Origin of the sequence: Acinetobacter kyonggiensis (assembly GCF_900107285.1) — a bacterium.
Lineage (GTDB): Bacteria > Pseudomonadota > Gammaproteobacteria > Pseudomonadales > Moraxellaceae > Acinetobacter > Acinetobacter kyonggiensis.
Map to the genome: position 1 here is coordinate 1 of NZ_FNPK01000002.1, position 24081 is coordinate 24081.

General features: G+C 37.9%; 21 protein-coding genes and 1 tRNA gene. 13 read left to right on the forward strand and 9 right to left on the reverse strand.

The genetic code is table 11. From position 1 onward, the window contains the following. Positions 1-161: 161 nt before the first annotated feature. The gene (gene icd, locus BLV99_RS01820; protein ID WP_086183456.1) at positions 162-1415 is read right to left on the reverse strand and encodes an NADP-dependent isocitrate dehydrogenase; all 1254 of its coding nucleotides are present in this window, start codon (positions 1413-1415) and stop codon (positions 162-164) included. A 195-nt stretch (positions 1416-1610) separates the two neighbouring features. Here icd and BLV99_RS01825 point away from each other — a divergent pair, with 195 nt between their 5' ends. Next, positions 1611-2432, forward strand: a complete 822-nt coding sequence (locus BLV99_RS01825) for an rRNA large subunit pseudouridine synthase E (RefSeq protein ID WP_086183457.1) — start codon at positions 1611-1613, stop codon at positions 2430-2432. A 60-nt stretch (positions 2433-2492) separates the two neighbouring features. On the opposite strand, the gene BLV99_RS01830 is transcribed toward BLV99_RS01825, so the two are convergent. From BLV99_RS01830 to BLV99_RS01840, 3 genes are all read right to left on the reverse strand, one after another. Next, positions 2493-3734, reverse strand: a complete 1242-nt coding sequence (locus BLV99_RS01830; RefSeq protein ID WP_092687160.1) for a PDDEXK-like family protein — start codon at positions 3732-3734, stop codon at positions 2493-2495. Positions 3735-4056: 322 nt separating this feature from the next. After that, positions 4057-6288 (reverse strand): NADP-dependent isocitrate dehydrogenase, encoded by a 2232-nt coding sequence (locus tag BLV99_RS01835; protein ID WP_092687163.1) that lies wholly within the window; start codon positions 6286-6288, stop codon positions 4057-4059. A gap of 792 nt (positions 6289-7080) precedes the next feature. Beyond that, on the reverse strand, positions 7081-8784 hold the full coding sequence (locus BLV99_RS01840; RefSeq protein WP_092687166.1) for a M61 family metallopeptidase: 1704 nt from the start codon (positions 8782-8784) through the stop codon (positions 7081-7083). A gap of 181 nt (positions 8785-8965) precedes the next feature. Between BLV99_RS01840 and BLV99_RS01845 the strand changes: the two genes are divergently transcribed. Further along, complete coding sequence (locus BLV99_RS01845; RefSeq protein WP_092687169.1) at positions 8966-10276, forward strand: D-alanyl-D-alanine carboxypeptidase PBP6B; 1311 nt, start codon at positions 8966-8968, stop codon at positions 10274-10276. A 325-nt stretch (positions 10277-10601) separates the two neighbouring features. Continuing rightward, entirely contained in the window at positions 10602-11087 is a 486-nt protein-coding gene (locus BLV99_RS01850; protein WP_086183461.1) for an FKBP-type peptidyl-prolyl cis-trans isomerase, read from the forward strand. A gap of 148 nt (positions 11088-11235) precedes the next feature. On the opposite strand, the gene rnk is transcribed toward BLV99_RS01850, so the two are convergent. The 3 genes from rnk to BLV99_RS01865 form a co-directional block, all read right to left on the reverse strand. Further along, positions 11236-11640, reverse strand: a complete 405-nt coding sequence (gene rnk, locus BLV99_RS01855) for a nucleoside diphosphate kinase regulator (RefSeq protein WP_086183462.1) — start codon at positions 11638-11640, stop codon at positions 11236-11238. 165 nt (positions 11641-11805) lie between these two features. Further along, positions 11806-13059 carry a serine hydroxymethyltransferase gene (glyA, locus tag BLV99_RS01860; RefSeq protein ID WP_086183463.1) on the reverse strand — a complete coding sequence of 418 codons (1254 nt, stop codon included), beginning with the start codon at positions 13057-13059 and terminating at the stop codon, positions 11806-11808. 152 nt (positions 13060-13211) lie between these two features. After that, positions 13212-14450: an alpha/beta fold hydrolase gene (locus BLV99_RS01865; RefSeq protein ID WP_092687172.1), complete on the reverse strand. Its 1239-nt coding sequence runs from the start codon at positions 14448-14450 to the stop codon at positions 13212-13214. A 679-nt stretch (positions 14451-15129) separates the two neighbouring features. On the opposite strand from BLV99_RS01865, the gene BLV99_RS01870 reads away from it, so the two are divergent. The 3 genes from BLV99_RS01870 to BLV99_RS01880 all read left to right on the forward strand — a co-directional run bounded on the left by BLV99_RS01870 (position 15130) and on the right by BLV99_RS01880 (position 17119). After that, positions 15130-15828, forward strand: coding sequence for an exonuclease domain-containing protein (locus BLV99_RS01870; protein ID WP_092687175.1), 699 nt, complete (start codon positions 15130-15132; stop codon positions 15826-15828). Between the two features lie 88 nt (positions 15829-15916). Further along, positions 15917-16555, forward strand: coding sequence for a hypothetical protein (locus tag BLV99_RS01875; protein ID WP_092687178.1), 639 nt, complete (start codon positions 15917-15919; stop codon positions 16553-16555). Between the two features lie 213 nt (positions 16556-16768). Then, positions 16769-17119 (forward strand): hypothetical protein, encoded by a 351-nt coding sequence (locus BLV99_RS01880; protein ID WP_092687181.1) that lies wholly within the window; start codon positions 16769-16771, stop codon positions 17117-17119. 194 nt (positions 17120-17313) lie between these two features. On the opposite strand, the gene BLV99_RS01885 is transcribed toward BLV99_RS01880, so the two are convergent. Together BLV99_RS01885 and BLV99_RS01890 are read right to left on the reverse strand one after the other, a co-directional pair. Beyond that, a complete protein-coding gene (locus tag BLV99_RS01885; RefSeq protein WP_086183468.1) occupies positions 17314-17532 on the reverse strand; it encodes a hypothetical protein in 219 nt (72 codons plus the stop codon). A gap of 550 nt (positions 17533-18082) precedes the next feature. Beyond that, positions 18083-18158 (reverse strand) — tRNA-Arg (locus BLV99_RS01890). 188 nt (positions 18159-18346) lie between these two features. Between BLV99_RS01890 and BLV99_RS01895 the strand changes: the two genes are divergently transcribed. From BLV99_RS01895 to BLV99_RS01925, 7 genes are all read left to right on the forward strand, one after another. Next, positions 18347-19282: an ABC transporter ATP-binding protein gene (locus BLV99_RS01895; RefSeq protein WP_086183518.1), complete on the forward strand. Its 936-nt coding sequence runs from the start codon at positions 18347-18349 to the stop codon at positions 19280-19282. Further along, on the forward strand, positions 19279-20052 hold the full coding sequence (locus BLV99_RS01900) for an ABC transporter permease (protein ID WP_086164162.1): 774 nt from the start codon (positions 19279-19281) through the stop codon (positions 20050-20052). The genes BLV99_RS01895 and BLV99_RS01900 overlap by 4 nt, the downstream gene beginning before the upstream one ends. After that, positions 20052-20867 carry an NADPH-dependent 7-cyano-7-deazaguanine reductase QueF gene (gene queF, locus BLV99_RS01905; RefSeq protein ID WP_086183519.1) on the forward strand — a complete coding sequence of 272 codons (816 nt, stop codon included), beginning with the start codon at positions 20052-20054 and terminating at the stop codon, positions 20865-20867. The genes BLV99_RS01900 and queF overlap by 1 nt, the downstream gene beginning before the upstream one ends. Positions 20868-20893: 26 nt before the next feature. After that, a complete protein-coding gene (locus BLV99_RS01910) occupies positions 20894-21544 on the forward strand; it encodes a hypothetical protein (protein ID WP_086183520.1) in 651 nt (216 codons plus the stop codon). Positions 21545-21714: 170 nt separating this feature from the next. Continuing rightward, entirely contained in the window at positions 21715-22020 is a 306-nt protein-coding gene (locus BLV99_RS01915; protein ID WP_167356287.1) for an FtsW/RodA/SpoVE family cell cycle protein, read from the forward strand. Positions 22021-22043: 23 nt separating this feature from the next. After that, positions 22044-23045 carry a lytic murein transglycosylase B gene (gene mltB / locus BLV99_RS01920; RefSeq protein ID WP_086183522.1) on the forward strand — a complete coding sequence of 334 codons (1002 nt, stop codon included), beginning with the start codon at positions 22044-22046 and terminating at the stop codon, positions 23043-23045. A 286-nt stretch (positions 23046-23331) separates the two neighbouring features. Continuing rightward, positions 23332-23940, forward strand: a complete 609-nt coding sequence (locus BLV99_RS01925) for a septal ring lytic transglycosylase RlpA family protein (protein WP_086183523.1) — start codon at positions 23332-23334, stop codon at positions 23938-23940. Positions 23941-24081 lie beyond the last annotated feature (141 nt).

Below are 24081 nucleotides of genomic sequence, written 5' to 3' on the forward strand. Positions count from 1 at the left end.
GTATTGCCACACGCTATGACAAATTGGCTCAAAACTTCCTGTCAGCAATCTATCTTGCTTCAACAATAATTTGGCTTAATTGATGACACGCCCTAGCTTCATCCTTATAAAAAACCCGCAATAAATACGGGCTATCATCAGTTGAATTAAACTATATATGCTTATTCCATATTATTAATGATTGCTTGACCAAACTCTGAACAACGTAACAAAGTCGCATCAGGCATTAAACGCTCGAAGTCATACGTTACCGTTTTCGCAGTAATCGCACCAGCAATACCTTTGATGATTAAATCAGCAGCTTCAGTCCACCCCATGTCACGAAGCATCATTTCAGCAGAAAGAATAATAGACCCAGGGTTTACTTTGTCTTGACCCGCATATTTAGGCGCAGTACCGTGAGTTGCTTCATAAACTTGGATCGCACCACCGATATTTGCACCAGGCGCGATACCGATACCACCTACTTCAGCTGCAAGCGCATCCGAAATATAGTCACCGTTCAAATTAAGTGTCGCAATAACAGAGTAATCAGCTGGACGCATCAAAATTTGCTGCAAAAATGCATCGGCAATGACGTCTTTAATGATGATTTTTTTGCCAGTTTTAGGATTCTTAATCGTGACCCATGGCCCACCATCAAGAAGTTCACCACCGAAACGCTCAAGTGCGACTTCATAGCCCCATTCTTTAAATGCACCTTCGGTGTACTTCATAATGTTGCCTTTGTGAACTAAAGTCACGCTTGGCTTATCATTATCAATCGCAAATTGAATTGCTTTACGTACAAGACGTTGAGTCCCTTCTTTAGATACGGGCTTGATACCAATACCACAGTTCTCTTCGAAACGGATTTTAGTCACACCCATTTCTTCTTTCAGAAATTTGATCACTTTTTTAGCTTCAGGAGAGTCAGCTTTCCATTCAATACCTGCATAAATGTCTTCAGAGTTTTCACGGAAGATCACCATGTCAGTCAGTTCAGGATGATGAACTGGTGAAGGAACACCTTCAAACCAACGAACTGGACGCACACAAACATAAAGATCTAATTCTTGACGTAAAGCTACGTTAAGCGAACGAATACCACCACCCACTGGAGTCGTTAATGGGCCTTTAATAGAAACAACAAATTCACGCAGTGCATCAAAAGTTTCTTCTGGCATATAAGTACCATAGATTTTGTCTGCTTTTTCGCCGCAATACACCTCCATCCATTCGATCGAGCGTTTGCCAGCATAAGCTTTTTGCACCGCAGCATCTACCACCGCTTTCATCGCTGGTGTAATATCCACACCTATACCATCACCTTCAATAAAAGGAATGATTGGATTATTCGGAACATTGAGTGACAAATCTGCGTTTACGGTAATTTTGCTACCATCCACAGGAACTGCAATCTTTTGATAACCCATTGTACAACTTCTCCGTTTGTCGCTGGCGAATCTAAAAAATAATTGCCAATAAGCAATACTTTCAACTGTTCTTAACGCATAATATCCTAATCTAGATTCAGTATTTTTGAGATTTATATGAGAAATAACAATATTTCTCGATTAAATAATACTCAACGTTTCCAAATTTAATCATTAGCAAAGTAGTTATTTTCTATGAAAATCGTCATTCTTAATAAACCTTATGACGTTCTCTCCCAGTTCCGTGCCGATGAGAAACATCAAACCATGGCTGATTTTACTCAAGATCCTGACTTGCGTATTGCAGGTCGTCTTGATTTAGATTCAGAAGGCTTAATGTTCTTAACGGATCATGGTGGTTTGAACCAGTTCATTACCAACCCAGCCAGCAAAAAGTTTAAAACTTATGTGGTTCAGGTTGACGGCGACATTACGGAGGAAGCTTTAGAGCAACTTCGTAAAGGCGTTGAACTTAAAGACGGTATCACCCTGCCAGCTACAGCTCAAAAAATTGATGAGCCAGATTGGTTATGGGAACGTACTCCGCCAGTTCGTTTTCGTACATCTGTTCCGACATCTTGGGTAGAAATTTCAATTTGTGAAGGTCGTAACCGTCAAGTACGTCGTATGACCTCTGCGGTAGGCTTCCCAACTTTACGCTTAATTCGTACCCAAATTGGTACAATTAGTATTGTAAAACTTGGCTTACAACCGGGTGAGCAAGTTGAAATTGAACCTTTACTTTATCCTGACTTTAAAGATGTTCCTGCGGACAAACCGTATGAAGGTCGCTCTTTTGCGAAAAAGACCACAACCAAGAAACAACATTTCTCGGTTGCTAAAGATAAAGCACGTGAAGAACGTGGTGAAACACCTTTTAAAGGCAAGAAAAAAGCTGGTGGTGGTACTACACGTATTTGGCAAATGGATGATGCAGATAAACCACGTCGTAAAACCAATGGTACGACACGTCCAAATACGAAAGCACCTCGTGGTCGTGGACGTAATGGTCGTTAAAAGTTTCTAGTTAAAAGGACGCATATGCGTCCTTTTAACTACATAAAAAGCTAATAAGTATTACGAAATTTCTTCATTTATAATTTGTATATATTTTGCCAAATCATTATCGATGAGATTACGAAAACGAGCGGTGATAATCTCTCTCACATTTTCAGTATCGCCACTTTCCATAAAACTCAAAATCTCATCTTGTGTTAAAATCATTTTTTGAAATGATAAATGCCATTCAGGTGCAATTTCTTTCTTCCCCATTCTCTGAAAAAAATTTTTATTTTTTGAATAAATATTGTAAAGTTTTTCTCTTATTTTCTGATCACCTCTACCAATTTTTAAATCGAATTTAACAAAACTATTTCTTACATTAAATTCAAATAGATAAACCCAATTATCTTTTAAATTATCTAATGAAGTTAACAATCCATTTTGTATTAGTTTTTCCGAATTCTCATATAAAAAATTTGGCTGAAACCTAAGATAAGTTTTATTACTATGGAAATCCTTTATTACTGACTCATTCTTAATTAATTCATTTAAAATCTCTCCTATTTCAGTAGTTTCAGTTGAAGCATTATATTTAAAAACAAGATCAAATGCTGATCTGTATTTTCTATAAAGACTCTTCGTGATTTCTTCAATTTCTTTATTTTGATTTAACATGGATTTTAATGTCCGCAAATATTGTTCAAATACAAATTTAGTTTTATCAGCAAGATTTAATTGTGGATTTAGAAGTATTCGTTCAAGAAGCTTAATAATATGTGAGTAATTTAATTGGACGTAATATTTAGCTTCTTCTTCATTAATTATTTGATCCTTAAGGGACAAGTAAATATATATTTGATGATTATATCCTGCATATAACTCATTAACTATATTTCTATACTTTTTCAATTGCCCCGCTCTTTCTCCTGAATAAATTTTGTTTTCCATTAACAAAAAAAACTTATTTTTCGGGGACAAAAACAATAGGTCTATATTTTTAAATTCTCTCTTTATGATCAGATCATCAAACTCAAAATGGATAAAATCAAAAACAGATAATCCATTCTCAACACCTAAATTTTGAAATTCATTTTCTTTAAAATAAATTTTTATGAATTCTTTAAAGGCAAAGTCACCTAAACCATGCGTTGCATTAGGATCAAACAACCAAGACAAAAAATTAGAATGTTGAAGCTCTCTATGCGATACTCTGAGAATATCCATTAAATTTACTTCTTCATTTACTAAATTTTGTAAATTTGTAAAATCATCATCAAGAATCAGTTCTTTTAATTGACTCTCTACATCACTATCCATATAACGTACCTTACTTGATAAATATTAAACACTGATCAATTATTTACAGTCTAATAGATATTCAAAACAATAAAACCTAAACCCATGTTTTACATAAAATTAATTACAAGTTAGGTCATCCCAATAAAACAATGTTGTTTTCACCCTAATCTATCCATTAATTTGAGAAAATATACATACGAACTTGTTTATGACTCCCTACTAAATTCTTTAATTTTTTTAGATGTATTTCATTACGTATAATTTACATACAAAAAAGCCGGTGCATATACACCGGCTTTTTTACATCACCGACTAAATCGTCGGCTTTGTATGATCATACTTAAACAGTTACAAGCGCTGCGTTTAAAGTCGCACTTGGACGCATTACAGCATTCACTTTCTCTTGATCAACGGCATAGTAACCACCGATGTCAACTGACTTACCTTGAACGGAAGCAAGCTCAGCAATGATTTTGTCTTCGTTTTCAGCCAATACTTTCGCAAGTGGAGCAAACTTCGCTTTCAACTCAGCATTTTCATCCTGCGCAGCAAGCTCTTCAGCCCAATACTTAGCTAAATAGAAGTGGCTACCACGGTTATCAAGCTCACCAGTACGGCGCGATGGTGACTTGTCGTTGTCAAGTAACTTACCTGTTGCTTGATCAAGCGTTTTCGCCAGCAATTTCGCACGAGCATTGTCTTCTTTAATGCCCATTTCTTCTAAAGAAACCGCAAGCGCCATGAACTCACCTAGTGAATCCCAACGTAAGTGATTTTCTTCCACTAACTGCTGAACATGTTTCGGAGCTGAACCACCCGCACCCGTTTCATACATGCCACCACCCGCCATTAACGGAACGATAGACAACATTTTTGCAGACGTACCCAATTCCATAATTGGGAACAAGTCAGTCAGGTAGTCACGTAGGATGTTACCCGTTACTGAAATCGTATCAAGACCACGTGCTACACGCTCAAGTGTGTAACGCATCGCACGAACTTGTGACATGATTTGAATGTCGAGACCTGATGTATCGTAATCTTTCAAGTACTCTTCTACTTTCTTGATCAATTCATTTTCATGTGGACGGTACGGGTCAAGCCAGAAGATCGCAGGCATACCAGAGTTAAGTGCGCGATTTACCGCAAGTTTCACCCAGTCACGGATCGGGGCATCTTTCACCTGACACATACGCCAAATGTCGCCTTCCTCAACGTTTTGAGTCATCAACACTTCACCAGTTTCAAGATCAGTGATATTCGCGATACCCGCTTCAGCGATTTCGAAAGTTTTGTCGTGCGAGCCGTATTCTTCAGCTTTTTGCGCCATCAAACCAACGTTAGGTACAGTACCCATGGTTTTCGGATCGAAGTTGCCGTTCCATTTACAGAAATTAATCATTTCTTGGTAGATACGCGCGAAAGTCGATTCAGGCATCACTGCTTTACAGTCGTATTGCTTGCCGTCAGCGCCCCACATTTTACCGCCACCACGAATCATTGCAGGCATAGAAGCATCTACAATCACATCGTTTGGTGAATGGAAGTTGGTAATGCCTTTCGCAGAATCGACCATTGCTAACGCAGGACGATGCTCCTGACATGCATGAAGATCTTCAATGATTTCTTCACGAAGAGAAGTAGGCAAAGTTGCGATTTTTTCATAAAGACCCGACATACCGTTATTGACGTTGATACCCAACTCGTCAAATAACTTACCGTGTTTATCAAATGCTTCTTTATAATAGATTTTCACACAATGACCGAATACGATCGGATGTGAAACTTTCATCATGGTCGCTTTCACGTGTAACGAGAACAAGATGCCCGCTTCGCGACAATCTTCAAGTTGCTTCTCGTAGAAATCGCAAAGTGCTTTTTTGCTCATGAACATCGAATCGATGATTTCACCGTCTTTCAATGCAACTTTCGGCTTAAGAACAACCGTTTCACCACTCTTTGTGATGAGTTCCATCTTCACATTGCGCGCACGGTCAAGTGTCATTGACTTTTCACCGTGGTAGAAGTCACCTTCTTCCATGTGTGACACATGGGTCTGTGACCATTGCTTCCATTCGCTCATTGAATGCGGGTGTTTCTTAACGTAGTTCTTGACTGCAGCAGGAGCGCGGCGGTCAGAGTTACCTTCACGTAGTACAGGGTTCACAGCCGAACCTAGACACTTGCTATAACGTGCTTTAATCGCTTTTTCTTCTTCAGTGGCTGGGTTTTCTGGATAATCAGGAATAGCATAGCCTTTAGACTGAAGCTCCTTAATACACGCCATCAATTGACCAACAGAGGCACTGATATTTGGAAGTTTGATGATGTTCGTATCTGGATCTTGCGTAAGACGACCTAGCTCTGCGAGAGTGTCAGGCACTTTTTGTTCGTCGCTTAGGAAGTCTGTGAATTCTGCGAGTACACGTACGGCCACGGAGATATCGCTTTTAACGATTTCGATGCCAGCCGGTTTAGTAAAGGTCTCAATGATCGGCAGCAGTGAGTAGGTCGCCAATAGTGGCGCCTCATCGGTCAATGTGTAAATGATTGTTGACTTTCCACCAGCCATATATAGCCCCTTGCTTTGGATTGAGTTTGTTAGGACTAAGCTTTTGACTCAGCCCTGCGAACCGGTTTGCTTAAATAAAATATTTAAAGTATTGGTGCTGATTGCACCTCAGTCAAAACAATATCTTTTCATATTGCTGTTTGGCTGATAAATTTATACGCATCAGTGTTGTTCACCAATGCTGATATTCTACTTGAAATTTCGTCTTTTTTCGAATATGGGCAGTCCTAGGCTGTCGCTTTGACTGTATCGATGCACTTCATTACCCAAGTGCTAGTTTAGGGTCTTTATAACATAAAATATATATTTATCAATATTTTAATAGATTTACACCCCATAAATATGATTAAAATTTCACCAGATCAATTTACTGATTTACAAACCAATTACTTGGAACATGTTGGGTATCATGGAAATAAATCACCTATTAGGAAATAGGATGCAAATTTCCGTCCTGATCAGCCGAAAAAGTTATTTTGGTGAGGGATGCTTTCCTCACTATGAGGTTGCACTTAATTGAAAGGCTTTGGAACAATAAGCATCAGTATGACATCGCCTGCGAATCTAAAAATCTTCAATTTCAACACATTTAAGCAATGCCTTACCCTTGCCCCATAGCTTGTTATCGACATACTTTGACTACTCTTAATCAGGTACATAAAAACCATCTTTTTTGTAAGGCTGCTAAATTTCTTCTTAAAGCTAATCTAGATTTATAAATTTTTATATCTACTTCTAATAAAAAACCGATGCCTAAGCATCGGTTGTACATGACTTCAAATCGTTAGAAAATTAAGCTTTCAGCCACTTTTCCGCTTTCACTTGATCTTCAACTTTCAATTCAACTGTGGTTAAGTTAATTGCACCACCTGAAAGTTCAAACTGCATCAACTCATCACGGCGGAATGCATACACAGTAAAAGTGCCTTCCTGTTTTGCATATTGCTCGATCAGTTTTTCAGTGGCTTTTAAACCATCAATGGCAATAATCACATCATTGGCAGAAAAACCCGCTTGAGCTGCAACACCATCACGTCGCGCACTTTGAACCAGTACACCTTCAGGTTTATCAGCAACTTTTAACCCATATGGCAAAGTTTTGTCATTTTTCAAAGTATAGCTTAGACCAAACTCTGGAAATAACTGATCAAGCGGCAATTCATCTGTAGTATTAATCAAGTGATTAATTTGCTCTGCCCAATCTTGACCTGTCAGCGCTTTACACAAATCAAAAATAGTTCGCTCACTGACTTGAATGCCATTTTGTGCATTTTCATACAGCTTACGCATTAAGGCATCTAAACTTGAACCACGTAAACGTAAGCCCAGATCTAGACACAATGCAACTAAACAACCTTTGTTGTAATAGTTGGTTCCTGCATTATTTGAATTTTCATCCTGACGGTAAAATTTCACCCACGCATCAAAACTAGACTCAGAAACAGTCTGAACAGATCGACCGGGATTTTGTAAATAACGATCAATTTGCGCTTTTAATAACTCAATATAAGACGCTTGATTCACCACACCACTGCGCAGCAAAATCAAATCATCATAGTACGACGTAAAACCTTCAAAAATCCACAATAAAGAGGTATAGCCTTCTTTGTTTAAATCATAATTGACAAAGTTTTCAGGACGAATAAATTTGACTAGCCATGAATGAAAATATTCGTGGCTACATAAACCTAAGAACCGTTGATAATCTTTAGATGGCTCAATCGGTTCATCTGCTTTAGGCAGGTCATCACGTGGCGTAATGAGACTGGTACTGTTCGGATGTTCTAAACCACCATAACTATTACCTGTCGCCATGGTCATAAAGGTGTAATTTTCAAATGGTGCAGAACCAAACATTGTAATCTCTGTACTACAGATTTTTTCAATATCTTGTTTCATCCGTTGTTCGTTCATGGCATGTTTGCCTGAAACCACAAACTCATGTGCAATTCCATTCGCTTCAAAACTAAAACGCGTTTGATCTGCCAGTTCAAATGGACTATCAATCAACTGTGCATAGTTTTTAGCTTTTAAGGTATGACGACCTTTAACCAAGCTTTGATGCGCTAAGCCCGTAGCCAATTGGAAGTGTTTCAGTTCATTTGGAAGGAAGACTTCAACCTCGACTTGATTCTCTTCCTGACCTTCAAGCCCCAAACATGCACATGCTGGATTCACATATAAACGGTTCTGGTCAACATAAGCACCACGTACTGACAGGTCATATGCATAAACATCATATTCCACGGTAATCAGTTCAAAATCGGTATTAAATAAACGCCATTTATTTTTTTCAAATTTGCTTATTTGCAGCATACGCCCATCTTCATCATAGGCTTTAACAGACTCAATATGCTTTGAAAACTCACGAATCAGATAACTTCCGGGAATCCAAGTCGGTAACGAAAGCACCTGTGTTGGAATGGCAACAAAACGTAAAGTGACATGAATTAAATGCTGACGATAATCGTCAAATTCGATTTGATAATGCAACATAATAGGCGATTCAAAATGTGAAAAAGGTAACTTATCAATGAGCTTAGCATTTTTTTACAAAGCAATGCTGAACTGTCGCAATTGTCTACAATTCTGACTAGCCATTCAGCAAAAAAAGGCATAGCATTCGCAAGGTTTTTTGCATTTTAAAGTCAACGGATTGGCAAATAAAGGAACATCATTGAAAGCTGTTATCTACCTCATCGCATCACTTGGTTTATTGTGCTCCACAATAGTCAATGCCACATTACTCAATCTAGTCCCAGAAAGCGTTGAAGCTCAAGCTTGGACCATTATTGATACTCAGTCAGGACAAGTCATTGCTGAACAAAATAGTCATGTTCAACGTGCCCCAGCCTCGCTGACTAAAATGATGGTGGCTTACATCACGTTAAAAGAACTTCAGGCTGGTCATTTACGTAAAGATGAGGTCTTAACTGCAACACCTGTGGTTAAAATGGTGATGTGGGATGAATCACAGATGTACCTAAAAGAAGGTGAGCAGATTTCAGTCGATCAACTTCTTGCTGGCTTAGTGGTGATGTCTGCCAATGATGCTGCGGTGACTTTGGCAGAACGTATTGCTGGGAATGTTCCAAAATTTATTGAACGGATGAATAAAGAAGCTCAAGCTCTGGGAATGAAAGACACTCACTTCCAAAATCCAGCAGGCATTAGCATGCCTGAACATTATTCAACCGCAGCAGATTTAGCGCTGTTAGGACAAGCCCTAGTTACACAAACACCCGATTATTTAAATTACTCAAAACAACAAAGCTTTTCCTACAATAATCGCTTTCACCATGCCACAAATAGATTGTTAAAATTAGACCCTACCGTAGATGGCTTAAAAACAGGATTCACTAAAGCTGCGGGTTATAATCTCGCATTAACTGCAAACCGCCCAACAATGAACCCAGACACGCCTGAACGTCGCTTAGTGGTTATTGTCCTAGGGGCAGCCAGTGCAGCCAAACGTGCCGAAGTTGCCTATAACCTCATGAACATGGGCTATACCTATACCCGTAATGAAGTTGCAATTAAAGACAAACAACTGATTGCAGAATTACCGGTCATCAAATCTACGTTAAAAATGTTTAAATTAGAAACGACTAAACCGCAAATTATTACCACGTCTTTATATGACCAACCTTTTGCGATTGATTTAAAAACCTATGACACAACCAACCAACGTATTATGTTAAATACAGGCAATGGTACGATTCAAACCATTGAACCCTTACAAGAAACAAAAACCCACTTAAATGTTGAAATCAACGAAAAATTACTCACTGCACCTTTGGCCAAAGTGATGCAATTAGCCACAGTACAGGTCTATCAAAACAACCAATTGATTCGAACCATTGCCATTGAAGATGATGTACACATTGAAGAAGCCAATTTTTTTCAAAAAATCGCCCTTTGGTTTAAACAACTTTTCAGTTTTTTTTCTAGCGATGAAATAGAAGTTAAAACATATCCTTTAGGATAATTAAGTTCAATGTCTTAATTTTATCCAATCTGTATAACTATTTTAAACGTAATAAAAAGAAGATGGCTTATTAGATGTCATCTTCTTTTTTTGTACTCAAAATAATACATCGGTTAAAAATAAATGATCTTCACTCAATAGCTAAAATATTGTCACAAGAAAAATCACTCAGAATGATAAAATTGCATTGAAATTTAAAAAACCGTCCCTATTATTAAAAAAACGCCATAAAAACGCGGAAAATGCAATTTTTTGCTAAATATAGTCTACAAAATTTGCTTTTCACTTTATGATGTACCCTTAAAAAATTGAATGGATCAATGACATGACTGCTATTATTGCAAATGACCTCGTGGTTTCTTTCCACTACACGTTGACTAACGCAGAGGGCGAAACTCTCGACCAATCACAAGGTGAGCCACTTGCATATTTACACGGTGCAGGTAACATCATCCCAGGTTTAGAAAATGCTTTATTAGGCAAAACTGTTGGTGAAAAATTCACTGTAAACGTTCCTGCTGCTGAAGGTTATGGCGAATACAACCCAGACCTAGTACAAGAAGTTCCTGCGCAAATGTTCCAAGGCGTAGATAACATCCAAGCAGGTATGCAGTTCCAAGCTCAAACGGATGACGGTGTTCAAATCGTTACAGTTAAAGCAATCGAAGGCGACAACATTCTTGTTGATGCAAACTTCCCACTTGCTGGTCAAGATTTAACTTTTGAAGTTGAAATCATTGAAATTCGTGAAGCATCTGCTGAAGAATTAGAACACGGTCACGTACACGGCGCTGGTGGTCATCACCACTAAGATCGGTACAGATCAAAAAAAGGCAAAGTTTTTACTTTGCCTTTTTTATTATTTAAAACACTCTTTCTCATGCTTACTGCATCATTTTTATATGATCAATATTTATAAAAATACTATGTCTTCTAAACAACATTTCATAAATTTAAGCTTATAAATAATCGCCTTCGCGTTCTGGCTGATACAACACTTTTTCAATCTTAACTTTCATTAAATGACCATCAGGTTGTGGCCATTCAATTTCTTGTCCTTCGGCCAAGCCAAGAATAGCTGCACCGACTGGAGCAAGAACATTCACTTGACCTTTATCACCGCGAAAATCATGTGGATAGACCAAAGTAATTTCCGTAGATTCACTCGCTGGTGCAATGGTAATACGCACACGAGCATTCATGGTCACTACATTTTCTGGGACATCTTGTGGAGCAACAACATCCGCACGTGCAAGTTCATCTTCAAGATGCTGCATGGTCGGACTGAGTTTAGATTGATGCTCAAGCATGGTTTCTAAACGCTGAAGATCTTGTTGTGAAATAATAATTGTTGGTTTAGCCATTTACCTGATTCCTTTGAAAGAAAGATGTCATTACAGCAACAGCAAAATGATTTATATCTTTTATGAAGTATTATTCTGTTATAGCAGAAATATGTGATTTGAAAAATATGACTTTTAAACATCTATAAAAAAAGCCCCCTTGAGGGGGCTTTCTCAAGTCGTTACTTATTTTGCATAAACTGGAAATTTAGCACAAACAATTTCAACTTTCGCTCTAGTCGCGTTAATTACAGCTTCATCGCCTTTCGCATCTAAGATGTCAGCGATCCAGCCTGCCAAATCACGAACTTCAGCTTCACCAAAACCACGAGTGGTTACAGCTGGCGTACCAATACGGATACCTGAAGTCACGAACGGAGAACGTGGGTCATTTGGTACAGCATTTTTGTTCACAGTGATGTGAGCAGCACCTAACCATGCATCTGCTTCTTTACCAGTCACATCTTGTTTAATGAGTGACAATAAGAATAAATGGTTTTCAGTACCACCAGATACAATATCGTAACCACGTGCGATTAATACTTCAGCCATTGCTTTAGCATTTACCACAACTTGCTTTTGATATTCTTTGTATTCAGGTGTCATTGCTTCTTTAAAGCAAATCGCTTTCGCTGCAACCGCGTGAACCAATGGGCCACCTTGATTACCAGGGAATACTGCTGATTGTAATTTTTTCTCGATTTCTTCGTTTGCTTTCGCAAGGATTAAACCAGAACGCGGACCACGAAGTGTTTTATGCGTAGTCGTTGTAGTTACATCAGCAATTTGTACTGGGCTTGGGTAAACACCTGCAGCAACTAAACCAGCAACGTGAGCCATATCTACAAATAGGTAAGCGCCAACTTTGTCCGCGATGTCACGGAAACGTTGCCAGTCAACAATTTGGCTATAAGCAGAGAAACCAGCAACGATCATACGTGGCTTATGTTCTACTGCTAAACGCTCAACTTCTTCATAATCGATTTCACCAGTTTCGGTGTTTAAACCGTACTGAATCGCATTATATGTTTTACCAGAGAAGCTAACTTTTGCACCGTGAGTCAAGTGACCACCGTGAGCCAAGCTCATACCTAAAACGGTATCGCCTGGGTTAAGCAACGCCAAGTAAACAGCTGAGTTAGCTTGTGAGCCAGCATGTGGCTGAACGTTTGCATAATCTGCACCGAAAAGCTCTTTAGCACGGTCAATTGCCAATTGTTCGATGATGTCTACATATTCACAACCGCCATAGTAGCGTTTGCCTGGGTAGCCTTCTGCATATTTGTTGGTAAGTTTTGAACCTTGAGCTTCCATCACTGCTGGAGAGCAATAGTTTTCAGAAGCAATCAGTTCGATGTGCGCTTCTTGGCGAGCATCTTCCTGTGTGATTGCTTGCGCGATTTCTGGGTCAAATTCAGCAATTGAGATATTGGCAAACATTAGCGAGGTCCTATAAATTAGGGCTTTTAAGCCGTGCTAAGATTGGCGCGTATTGTAGCATGAAGTTTATAAATTTCGAGAATGAACTTTACTCAGTTTTAAATAAAAAAGCTCATGTAAATACAAACATGAGCTTTTTAGGTCAAATCAAGTTATGGAGTTGGTATTGTTGCTGGCATCATCTTTTGAACATCAATAACAAACTGATCTAAATTTTCCAGATAAACACTACTGTGAGTCCATTTTGCATCTGGTTTATATTGAATTATTGTACCTTTAGCTTCAGCACTTGCTCTCAGTAAATCAGTTGCTGCTTTTGGTACAGTCGCATCTTGTCCACCTTGATAAATAATAACAGGCTGATTTAGCTTCACTGTACCGGGTTGTGAGTCTTTTATTAAGAAATTATTAATCACAGGTATAGACATAAAGTTATCCTGCTTTCGTCCATAGCCACTCAAGGAACCCGAATGCTCAGGTAGTGCAATATAATCTGTCATTCCTTTAAACAAGGCTTCCCTAACAGAATCTAAACACTCTGTTTCTGCAATAGGTGCAATTTTTGCAGTATCTGCTTTAAAAACGTCAGCATAACTGACCGAAACCTGATGCCCTTGCATTCCAGCAACAATTAAAGAAGTAAATGCATCTAAAGGTGGTAGAGCTTGGATCTGCACACCTACAGGTTGATCTTTTACAGCATTTTCTCCTCCTTGCAATATTGCAGCAAGGTTTGATGCAGGTGCAATTGCAATTGTACCCTTGTAGTCTAGCTGCGCTCTAGAAGCATATTGTGCTGCACCCAATGCAGCATGACCACCTTGCGAATGACCTATTGTCATCCATTGTGGAGCAACTTTCTTACCTTGACGACGTAGGTAATCATGTGTGGCGACTACAGCATCAGTAATGGAAAAGGCTTCGCTTTTTAAATTAAGAAATGGATGATTACCCTCTGCTCCCAATCCCTCATAATCTGGGGCAACCACCACATAACCTGCTAATAATAATTTTGTCAGCAGCATTTGAGATTCCTTTAAACCCTGCTGACTAGGTGCACACTTATCTGCAACACCCGTTGTACCATGCGCCCAAACCACAATCGGCCAGCCATTTGCAGGTGCAGCAGTTTTAGGGGTAAAAACTAAAGACGTTGCTTGAACTTCTTTGCCATTTACACCCAACATTTTATACGTCATCAGCTGACTGTCCGCAGCAACTAGAGACATACCATCCTGCGTATAAGCAGTCACACTTACGACTGGATTTTGAATATTATTGGCAGATTCATTATTAGAAGAAGTAAAGACTGAATCACCATCTCCACTACCACATGCAGTTAACAGCATGACCGAACTACTCATGAACACTGTAAGCAATGTTTTTTTCATGTTTGCACTTCCTTATACGTTTTTTGTTGTGATGATTTTAATAAAGCGATTACTTTTATTTTTCAATTTCAGACTAAATACATTATTTTAAAACAAGGTAAAACACAATAGTACTAAGGTATTGATTTTTTAAATTATTATTTTTTACAATTACAAATACTCAATAATATCAATTCAATAAAATATTTTTTAATAGAAAAGCTAAGCGCCTCAAAATGTTCGAATATTGTATCTTTTAAGATCAACACAATATTATTTGAGCCGTATTGTTGCATTAATTTTGCATAGACAATAATTCTACTTTTAAAAGGTCAATAAAGAAGAATATTCCTCAAAGCACAAACCATTATTTTGGCTAGGATTAATCCCCCACACAGCATGTTTGAAAAAATTGCAGACATTAGGAATATCTTGCTTAAACATACAATATTTTATGATTTCAGATCATGACTAGAAGACTATAGATAGCATCTAAGGCATGAAATAAATGAGTCATGAAATTGGCTTTTATATCTATAAAAAGTCTTATTTTCAGTAATAAATTAAAACAAGCACATTTAAACAGCATCTTTAGGCAGAAATAATCAGGAATAATCCAAAGTTGATGTTTTCAGTTTGTACCAAGGCATTTGAAAGTGTTAAATTTATTCAAAATTTCGCTACGGTTATGGACTAGGTCATGCAAGCAATTATTCTCGATACAGAAACCCATACTTTAAATGGACAGCCCATTGAGATTGCTTATGCACCGATTCAAATCCATGATGGCAAACTTACGCTAGATAAAAGCCAAATTTTCGATCAGCTCTATCGTGTAGATGAACCGATTTCTTATGCGGCAATGGCTGTACACCATATTTTAGAATCCGAGTTGGTCGATCAACCCCACTATACCAGCTTCAGCCTTCCACAGGACACAACCTATATTATTGGTCACAATATTGATTACGATATTCGTGCACTTGAAAAATGTGGCGTAGATACCTCAAAAATTAAAGCCATTTGTACACTTGCTCTTGCGCGTTTAGTTTGGCCAGATGCCGAGGCACATAATATTTCTGCACTCATTTATATGATTACCAAAGGCAGCGCAAAAGCCCGCGACATGATTAAAAAAGCGCACCGTGCCGATATGGATATTATTTTAACAGCAAATATTTTAATGCATGAAATACATCATTTAAAAATTCAAACCATTGAAGAACTCTATACAACATCCGAAGATGCACGTATTCCACGCACCATTAATTTTGGTAAACACCGTGGCACAGCCATTACCGATTTACCCGCAGACTATATGCAGTGGTTACTTCGTCAGGAAGATCTAGACCCTTACTTACGTAAGGCAATAGAAAATGCCAAGATCATGACTTTATAATCTTTTGATTTGTAATATTTTTTACATAATATTGTCATGATCAACTCATACAATCTGCCTTAATTTATTGCGGGGAGTAAATTAAGGTATGTCTCAATATTACAAAACTGATTTGGGCATTGAAAGTTTAAAACAGCGTTCAATGAATCTAAATGCTCGCCAACGCAGACTGTTACTGCTTATTGGTACAGATGATTTTGACCTCCTCGATGAACAATTCAAGCATCGGATTGCACCGTCAGAAGTTCTATCACAATTAATCGATATGGGATTAATTGTTCCTTCAATTCAACACCCTATTGAAATACCAGAACCCACAACACTGCTCCATACTGAAATTAAAACCAGCCTTCCACTGCAAACAACGAATTCTATTCAAGAGAAGTTAGCTGAACCCATCACCACAACGACTATCACACCAGTTAGCTCAGACATTGCTCATACCCACTCTAGGGCAACAGAACTACAACATGACCTAGATGTAACTTTAGAAGAATTAAACTTTGAGCAAGTAAAACATTTGATGGCTCAACTGCTACAACAAAACTGCGGTTTAATGGGCAAACAATTGATGAATCGCATTCTAAACAGTCATGATTTACGCAGTTTAAAATTGTGTCAAATGCAATGGATCACAGAGTTGCAAGAAAGTCGCATTCGACCTCACCAATTAAATCATTGCTTAAAACAAATCAATTTTTCGCTACAAAAGCTAAATGCTTCGTAAAAAATTAAGAGTATTTTTGTGTTTTACCAGTCATTTAAGCTCTAATTTTTTTACGTTATATTTTTATTTTATTTTTAAAAAACAATGCTATTTAATTTATTATTTAGATATTCAATTACCCTTAAGCCATATCATTTATCATACTAAGACTTTTGTTCAATGGTGCATATTCTCCAAAAATTACATACATTTAGTATTTAAGGGGAAATGAATATGAGTGCTCTATATTATTTAGACTTTCATCCAGCCGACAACCCAATGTACTTAAAAAAATTAGGTAATTGGGTGATTACTTTTTTAAGTTCTCAGGATGAAGTGGCGAATATCCAACTGGCAATTACCAGTGTGTTGCCTCGTCAATTAAGTGATAATTTACAACCTAGCCGAATTATTATTCATCAAACAGAACGCTATAATCGTTGGTTAATTCAACAAATTGAATGTTATAACAGCCTAGACGGCAAAGATAAATTATTAAGCTGTCATGATAAAGTCGGCAAACAAGTCATTCAAAATTTGATTCAAGAATTTAATAAATACGATGTAGAGGTAAACTTATTGTGAGTTTTAATTTTAAGCTCACATCGATGCGCTTTTTTAGTACGGATACTTTTTTAGTACGTATATATGGTGAATAAAATAAAATGCACCCTTCAAATTAGACTAAAAGTGCCCAACTTTCGAGGTACAGTTTATTTAAGTGAAGTTTTAGATCTGATGCTTTCATTCGAACAAACCACATATTTAACAAAAATTATTTATTCAATAACACGATAAATACTGTCCGAATGTCGACTTTCAAAGAGTAATTCAATACTCGGTTGAATCGTTTCACCATTCACCACTATATGTTCAATCCTTTGAAAAAGTGACAGATTATTCGCTTCAGCATGTTCAGGAAGATCCCGAAGTAATGCTAGTGCTTCATGAATGTTACTAAATTGATCTTTCACTTTTAATTCAATCACTTCAGTCATATGTTTTTCTCGTCTTATTTTACTCAATGGACCTTTTTATAACACAAGTTCTTGCGTGAACATGGTCTAGAGTTGTTAGATTTCTTGGCAATGTAATGTTTTATAAACAGAGAAATCATATTTACTTCGGCTATTTTCAAATAGAAAATGAAGCAATAATTCAATATAGTCTCAGCGATCTACTACACTCACAGACCATTTTAATTAAGAAAATATTTCTAACGCAATTAAGAAAGCCCGCATTTCTGCGGGCTTTTATGTTGGAAGGCTAGTGCTGATTTCTTGTTCAACCCTAAGGTTGCAAACTCAACGAGCTGTCATTGATCCGTCCAACTACTTCGTAGCATCTTCACGACCTACTGTAGGTTTAATATAGAACTGAAAAGTATATTAGGCAAGTGTGCTCAACATTTATACACATCAATCAAATAAAATTCTAATTGAATTAAAGCAAATTTATGAAATACGAGATGTATAAACTAAAAAGGATATAAAAATGAAAATTGAATGAACACATTTCTTCTATTTTAGAATTTAGATTTTTAAAAATTGGTACGGCCAGCGGGACTCGAACCCACGCCACAGGCTTCGGAGACCTGTACTCTATCCAGTTGAGCTATGGCCGCTTCTTTCGGATTGCGCACATCATAACAAAAAAAACCATAAGGTAAAGCAACTATCTCTAAGTCATCATTTTTTGTGCTCATACTTTAAACAATGTTCCATAATTGCAACACAGAATTCCTCCTTATTGACTTGGTTTATTACCCAAGATCACTCACAATACTCATACTATTCACCATGTGAGAATTTCATGACTGATGCATTGACCTTGAGAGACGTATCTAAAACTTATCGAAATGGTTTTCAAGCGCTAAAAGGGATTAACTTAAGCGTACCTGAAGGTGAGTTTTATGCCCTCCTTGGACCCAATGGCGCAGGTAAATCAACCACCATCAGCATCATTAGTTCACTCACAAAAAAAACTTCAGGTACTGTTGAAATTTTTGGACACAATCTAGATACCCACCCTTCAGAAGCAAAACAATGCTTAGGTGTTGTGCCTCAAGAGTTTAACTTTGGGCAATTTGAAAAAACATTTGATATTTTAGTCACTCAAGCGGGTTATTACGGTATTCCCAAAAAAATTGCAGAACAACGTGCTGAACAATATTTAGAAAAATTGGGTCTTTGGGACAAACGCGCGGTTCAAGCTCGTATGCTATCTGGTGGTATGAAACGCCGTTTAATGATTGCTCGCGCCATGATGCATCAGCCGAAACTGCTCATTTTAGATGAACCGACTGCGGGTGTAGATATTGAATTGCGTCGTTCAATGTGGGATTTCCTCACTGAAATGAATGAACAAGGCACTTCCATTATCCTCACAACCCATTATTTAGAAGAAGCTGAAATGCTCTGTCGCCGCATCGCCATTATTGACCGCGGCGTGATTAAAGAAGATACCACCATGAAGTCTTTCTTAAATCAGCTTAGTGAAGAATCCTTTATTTTCGATTTGGTCGAACCGATTCAGCCTATTCATATCGACATTATTGGTGTACGTTTCAATTTAATCGATCCCGTTACCTTAGAAGTAACGATGGACAAAGCCCACACCCTAAATGAACTGTTTCAGCTTTTACAATCACAAGGCATTCAAGTCGCGAGTATGCGTAATAAATCGAATCGTCTAGAAGAACTGTTTGTGAAAATGGTGGAAAAAAATCTTGAAGGGGCTGCGCAATGAACTTTAATCAATTATGCGTTGCACTCTATACGCTTGTGCATAAAGAAGTACGTCGCTTTATGCGCATTTGGCCACAAACATTATTGCCCCCTGCCATCACCATGAGTTTATATTTCGTGATTTTTGGAAATTTGGTCGGTTCGCGTATTGGTCAAATGGGCGGCTTCAGCTATATGCAATTTATTGTGCCAGGCTTAATCATGATGGCGGTCATTACCAATAGTTATGCCAACGTCTCTTCGAGTTTCTTTAGTGCTAAATTTCAAAAAAGCATTGAAGAATTGATTATGAGTCCAGTGCCTTTACATATGATTCTTTGGGGCTATGTGATTGGTGGCGTGTGCCGTGGTGTTTTGGTCGGCATTATTGTCACCAGCATGAGCATGTTCTTTACTGACTTATATATCACTAACTGGTTTGTGACTATATATACAGTATTAATTACCTCCCTCTTATTTTCGCTTGGGGGACTTATTAATGCAGTGTATGCCAAATCTTTTGATGATATTTCAATTATTCCAACATTTGTACTTACACCACTGACATATTTAGGTGGGGTATTCTATGCGATTAGCGCTTTAAGCCCTTTTTGGCAAAATCTCTCTTTAATTAACCCAATCGTATATATGGTAAATGCCTTCCGCTTCGGCATTTTAGGGCATAGTGATGTCAATGTTTCCGTTTCATTAAGCATCATTACCTTATGCTGCGTTGCGCTTTACGGCATAGCTTACTATTTACTTTCTCGTGGTTCAGGAATGCGTGAATAATGACTGTAGAACTCTCCTTATTAGGTAAAGACACCAATTATCCAACAGAATATCAACCCGATATTCTGTTTCCTATTGCACGTGCACCAGCACGTGAACACTATGCCCATGTTGAAGGCATTCAACAAGGGCAGGATTGGTGGCATGTTTTTGAAATATCTTGGTTAAATGCTGTAGGCATTCCACAAGTTGCCATTGGTCGTATTGCTCTACCCGCATCATCACCCAATTTAATCGAATCAAAATCTTTAAAGCTCTACTTTAATAGCATGAACTTCACTTCATTCGAATCAAAAGAAGCTTTTATTGCTACTGTAGAAAAGGATTTATCCGCAGCCGCAGGTGCACCTGTCACCCTCAGCCTATTCCAAGCCGACGATTTAGATATTGCCAAACCTGAGGGCATTTGTGTTGATGACTTCAGCCCTGAGCGCTTAGAAACGCATCCAGATGCAACTTTATTAAAGTTAGACACAGAAAATACTGGAACTGTCGATATTCAACTGTATTCACATTTACTACGCAGTAATTGTCCCGTCACAGGACAACCCGATTGGGGCACAGTTTTTATTCGCTATCAGGGTAAAAAACCTTGTTATCGCAGTATTTTAGCTTATATTATTTCTTACCGTCAGCATAATGGGTTCCATGAACAATGTGTGGAACAAATGTTCGCCGACATCTGGCAAAATTTTGCCCCAGAAAAACTGATGGTCTATGCAACCTATACACGTCGGGGTGGATTAGATATTAATCCTTGTCGTGTGTCGGATCTCACATGGATGCCCCGCCCCATTCGTTTGGCGCGACAATAAAATGAAAAATATTGAGGTTTTTTGACATGCCATTTTTTGGTTTTATTCCTTCTGCAGAATTATTAACAAGCATTCAGACAGGTCAGGAAAAGAAAAATTCGAGCGAGCCGCTTTACCCTTTACGTGACAAAACAGCACTACTGATTAATGATGAAATCATTGATGGGATTTTGACTGAACTTGTCCGTCGTTTTCCACCTAGCGATAAACGCGATACAGCAGAGAAACTTGCGGGTTATATCAAATCGACTGTTGCTGTTTTATTAAAACAGCTCATGGGTAAATCCTCAAATGACGTTGTTAAGCAATCCATTGAGTTTTCTGAAAAAAGTTTATTTAAAGATGCAGAAGGCAACTTCCGCGTTGGTGAACTTCTAGATGCAACTTTGGTGACAAATCTCAAAAATAGTTATGCTGAAATTAAAGCGGGCAATGAAGTCAATAAAGCAGCGCTAGCTGAACTTTATAAACAATTTGCAGACGCCACAGTCCATCATTTTATGAATGACTTTAATAAGACGCTAGATCTAGGCATGATCAAACGTAAAGCTGCGGATTTCGGTTCTGCTGCTGTCATTAAAGCGGTGCATATTGCTGCGGATAAAATCATCCCCAATCTCAATAAAGATGAGCTGCTGGCACTCGCGGAATATCATGATACTTTATTTCATGTTTAAGCTTTTTTAAAATGCTCAAAAACCTAGCTTTTGCTAGGTTTTTTTATTGCAAAATATTGATATATATTGTCTAAATGCAAGTTTATGTTAGCATCGCCTTTGCATTTATCCACCCCAAAAAGTCATGTCAACCAACCTGCATTCTAGATTTCTTAGTCAAACTCCACACAATGCTGCAAGCACAGCAAGATTGCCCTCTAAATGACAACCTTTACATTGTATTGATCCTGATTATTTTATGTTTCGTCATTATTCTTAAAACGATGCCAATTAGACTGAATTGTTTTTATCAGTCTGGTCACTTACTGGTGGGCGGTCTAGGTTTGTCGTTTTTTGTATATGTATTTGTTAACGCTGGCATGGTCAGTGTTATCTTAGCTATTACAGCACTTCTTTTTGTAAGTTATAGCGGTACTGCAATAATTGCTTTAATGGCTGCTTTTAGCGTTGTGATGTCTACCCATACACACAAATGATATTTTTTGGAACTTTGAGCAATATGTTAAACATCCACTTTTATAACAAAATGAAACGTCTCCCTTTACTTATTGGTGCGCTTTCCATCACCAGCTTCTGCCAAGCCAATGATTTTTACAACCATCCTGGTTATAGCAGTTTTAAACAGAAAACCATGCAAACCTATGGTTTAAGTGCAGAACAAATCGATTGGGCCATGAATGGTTCAAAAAACCTGCCGAATATTATTAACATTATGAATCGCCCCGGGGAAAGTAAACCGTGGTACGAATATAAAACCAATTTTATGGCTGAAAGTACCATTCAACGTGGCGTGCGTTTTAAAAACCAATATGCCGACACCTTAAACCGTGCCGAACAACAGTTTGGTGTCCCTCAATCGGTGATCTTAGGCATTTTAGGTGTGGAAACAGGTTTTGGTGCCAATAAAGGCAATTTCGTCACGCGTGATGCATTAGCAACCCTAGGGTTTGGTTACGAACGACGCGCACAATATTTCCAAGATGAACTTGCCGCACTCATTGCATGGTCATACAAAGATGGCGTTCCAACCCATTCAGTGGTTGGTTCTTATGCTGGTGCAATTGGCTACCCTCAATTTATGCCAAGCAACATTCCTAAACTCGGTGTGGACTACGATGGAAATGGACATATTGACCTGAGAAATTCTGCGGTCGATGCCATAGGTTCAATTGCGAACTATTTAGCTCAACATGGATGGCAACGCAATCAACCTATCGGTTTTGCGGCTCGCTATACAGGAAACAATCCTGAATCCATTATTGCCAAAAATTTGGAACAACCAACACCCTACGGAGCCCTAAAGAATCAAGGGATTACACCAACAAATCCGATTGTTAAAATAGATGACTTAGATCTGGTCAATGTGATTCAACTTCAAGAAAGTTATGCACCAATCTATTATATTACTTACCCTAATTTCCAAGTGATTACGACTTATAATAAGAGCCGTATGTATGCGACTGCCGTATGGCAATTGGGCACTGAAATCGCTAGTCGTTGAGACTAGCTTTTACCACAAATATAAAAAGTCAAGATTTTATTTTACAAAATAGTGTACAAAACACACTTTTTAAATAATATGTTACAATATTGATTATTTTTTAATCAAAAATTGATATATTTTCACCCTTTTTGTAATTATTTCAATTAAAGAGTAGACAGCTTTAGCCTAGCATGAATATTATCCATCTCGTCAAATGTAGTTGCAAAAGAGAATTAACAGACTTGATTGCCGATATTTCAATCGTTTAGATGAAGTTAAGCACATGGTCTTTAGGAGTTTAATAATGCAGTCTTCGCTTAAGTATATTTTAGCTTTAACCACCACTTTTGCCCTGAGCCAGTCTCAAGCAGAAATGGTTCAGTCATCATTCAATACCGATAATGACAACACTCGCCTAGCTACGCGTGTGTTAAACAAAGATGCTCAAAAGTTTAATTCACACTTTTCAAATTTAAATAGCCTTTCAATCACTGAGCGTTCTGGCGATAAAATCCGTCGTGAAACGATTGCAGCAAAAATTGAAATCCCTGAAGACGAGCCTTCAGTGATTGAAAAGTTAAACACTGTTGCATCCAATACTGTTCGTAAGTTCAGTCAGACTGGTGCAGCATCATGGTACGGTCGCCAGTTTCATGGTCGTAAAACAGCAAGTGGTGAAACATTTGATATGAATGGATTAACTGCCGCTCACCGTAGCTTGCCATTGAACTGTTATATTCGCGTCACGAATAAAACCAATGGTAAAAGTGTGGTCGTAAAAGTAAATGATCGTGGTCCATTCCATGGTAACCGAGTTCTAGACTTGTCTTACGGTGCTGCTAAACAATTGGGTATTACCAACGCTGGTACAGCCAAGGTTAATATTGAACGTGTAGATGGCCCAAGTTCATAAACACATGCAAAACTTCTAATACGTTTGACTTAAAAAGCCACTTAATGTGGCTTTTTTAATACCTTAAAAAACTTTGTTTTAAGCATCATCTTAGTGTTTAATAAATACAGCATATAAATTATAAAGAATGATAAGCATTGA

Bases quoted from the DNA above. Each gene is read 5' to 3' on its own strand.
- glyA (WP_086183463.1), bottom strand. From the start codon at position 13,059: ATGTTTGCCAATATCTCAATTGCTGAATTTGACCCAGAAATCGCGCAA.
- BLV99_RS01835 (WP_092687163.1), bottom strand. From the start codon at position 6,288: ATGGCTGGTGGAAAGTCAACAATCATTTACACATTGACCGATGAGGCG.
- BLV99_RS01825 (WP_086183457.1), top strand. From the start codon at position 1,611: ATGAAAATCGTCATTCTTAATAAACCTTATGACGTTCTCTCCCAGTTC.
- BLV99_RS01870 (WP_092687175.1), top strand. From the start codon at position 15,130: ATGCAAGCAATTATTCTCGATACAGAAACCCATACTTTAAATGGACAG.
- BLV99_RS01900 (WP_086164162.1), top strand. From the start codon at position 19,279: ATGAACTTTAATCAATTATGCGTTGCACTCTATACGCTTGTGCATAAA.
- BLV99_RS01910 (WP_086183520.1), top strand. From the start codon at position 20,894: ATGCCATTTTTTGGTTTTATTCCTTCTGCAGAATTATTAACAAGCATT.
- mltB (WP_086183522.1), top strand. From the start codon at position 22,044: ATGTTAAACATCCACTTTTATAACAAAATGAAACGTCTCCCTTTACTT.
- icd (WP_086183456.1), bottom strand. From the start codon at position 1,415: ATGGGTTATCAAAAGATTGCAGTTCCTGTGGATGGTAGCAAAATTACC.
- BLV99_RS01850 (WP_086183461.1), top strand. From the start codon at position 10,602: ATGACTGCTATTATTGCAAATGACCTCGTGGTTTCTTTCCACTACACG.
- BLV99_RS01880 (WP_092687181.1), top strand. From the start codon at position 16,769: ATGAGTGCTCTATATTATTTAGACTTTCATCCAGCCGACAACCCAATG.
- BLV99_RS01895 (WP_086183518.1), top strand. From the start codon at position 18,347: ATGACTGATGCATTGACCTTGAGAGACGTATCTAAAACTTATCGAAAT.
- BLV99_RS01885 (WP_086183468.1), bottom strand. From the start codon at position 17,532: ATGACTGAAGTGATTGAATTAAAAGTGAAAGATCAATTTAGTAACATT.
- rnk (WP_086183462.1), bottom strand. From the start codon at position 11,640: ATGGCTAAACCAACAATTATTATTTCACAACAAGATCTTCAGCGTTTA.
- BLV99_RS01840 (WP_092687166.1), bottom strand. From the start codon at position 8,784: ATGTTGCATTATCAAATCGAATTTGACGATTATCGTCAGCATTTAATT.
- BLV99_RS01925 (WP_086183523.1), top strand. From the start codon at position 23,332: ATGCAGTCTTCGCTTAAGTATATTTTAGCTTTAACCACCACTTTTGCC.
- BLV99_RS01875 (WP_092687178.1), top strand. From the start codon at position 15,917: ATGTCTCAATATTACAAAACTGATTTGGGCATTGAAAGTTTAAAACAG.
- BLV99_RS01830 (WP_092687160.1), bottom strand. From the start codon at position 3,734: ATGGATAGTGATGTAGAGAGTCAATTAAAAGAACTGATTCTTGATGAT.
- BLV99_RS01915 (WP_167356287.1), top strand. From the start codon at position 21,715: ATGCTGCAAGCACAGCAAGATTGCCCTCTAAATGACAACCTTTACATT.
- BLV99_RS01865 (WP_092687172.1), bottom strand. From the start codon at position 14,450: ATGAAAAAAACATTGCTTACAGTGTTCATGAGTAGTTCGGTCATGCTG.
- queF (WP_086183519.1), top strand. From the start codon at position 20,052: ATGACTGTAGAACTCTCCTTATTAGGTAAAGACACCAATTATCCAACA.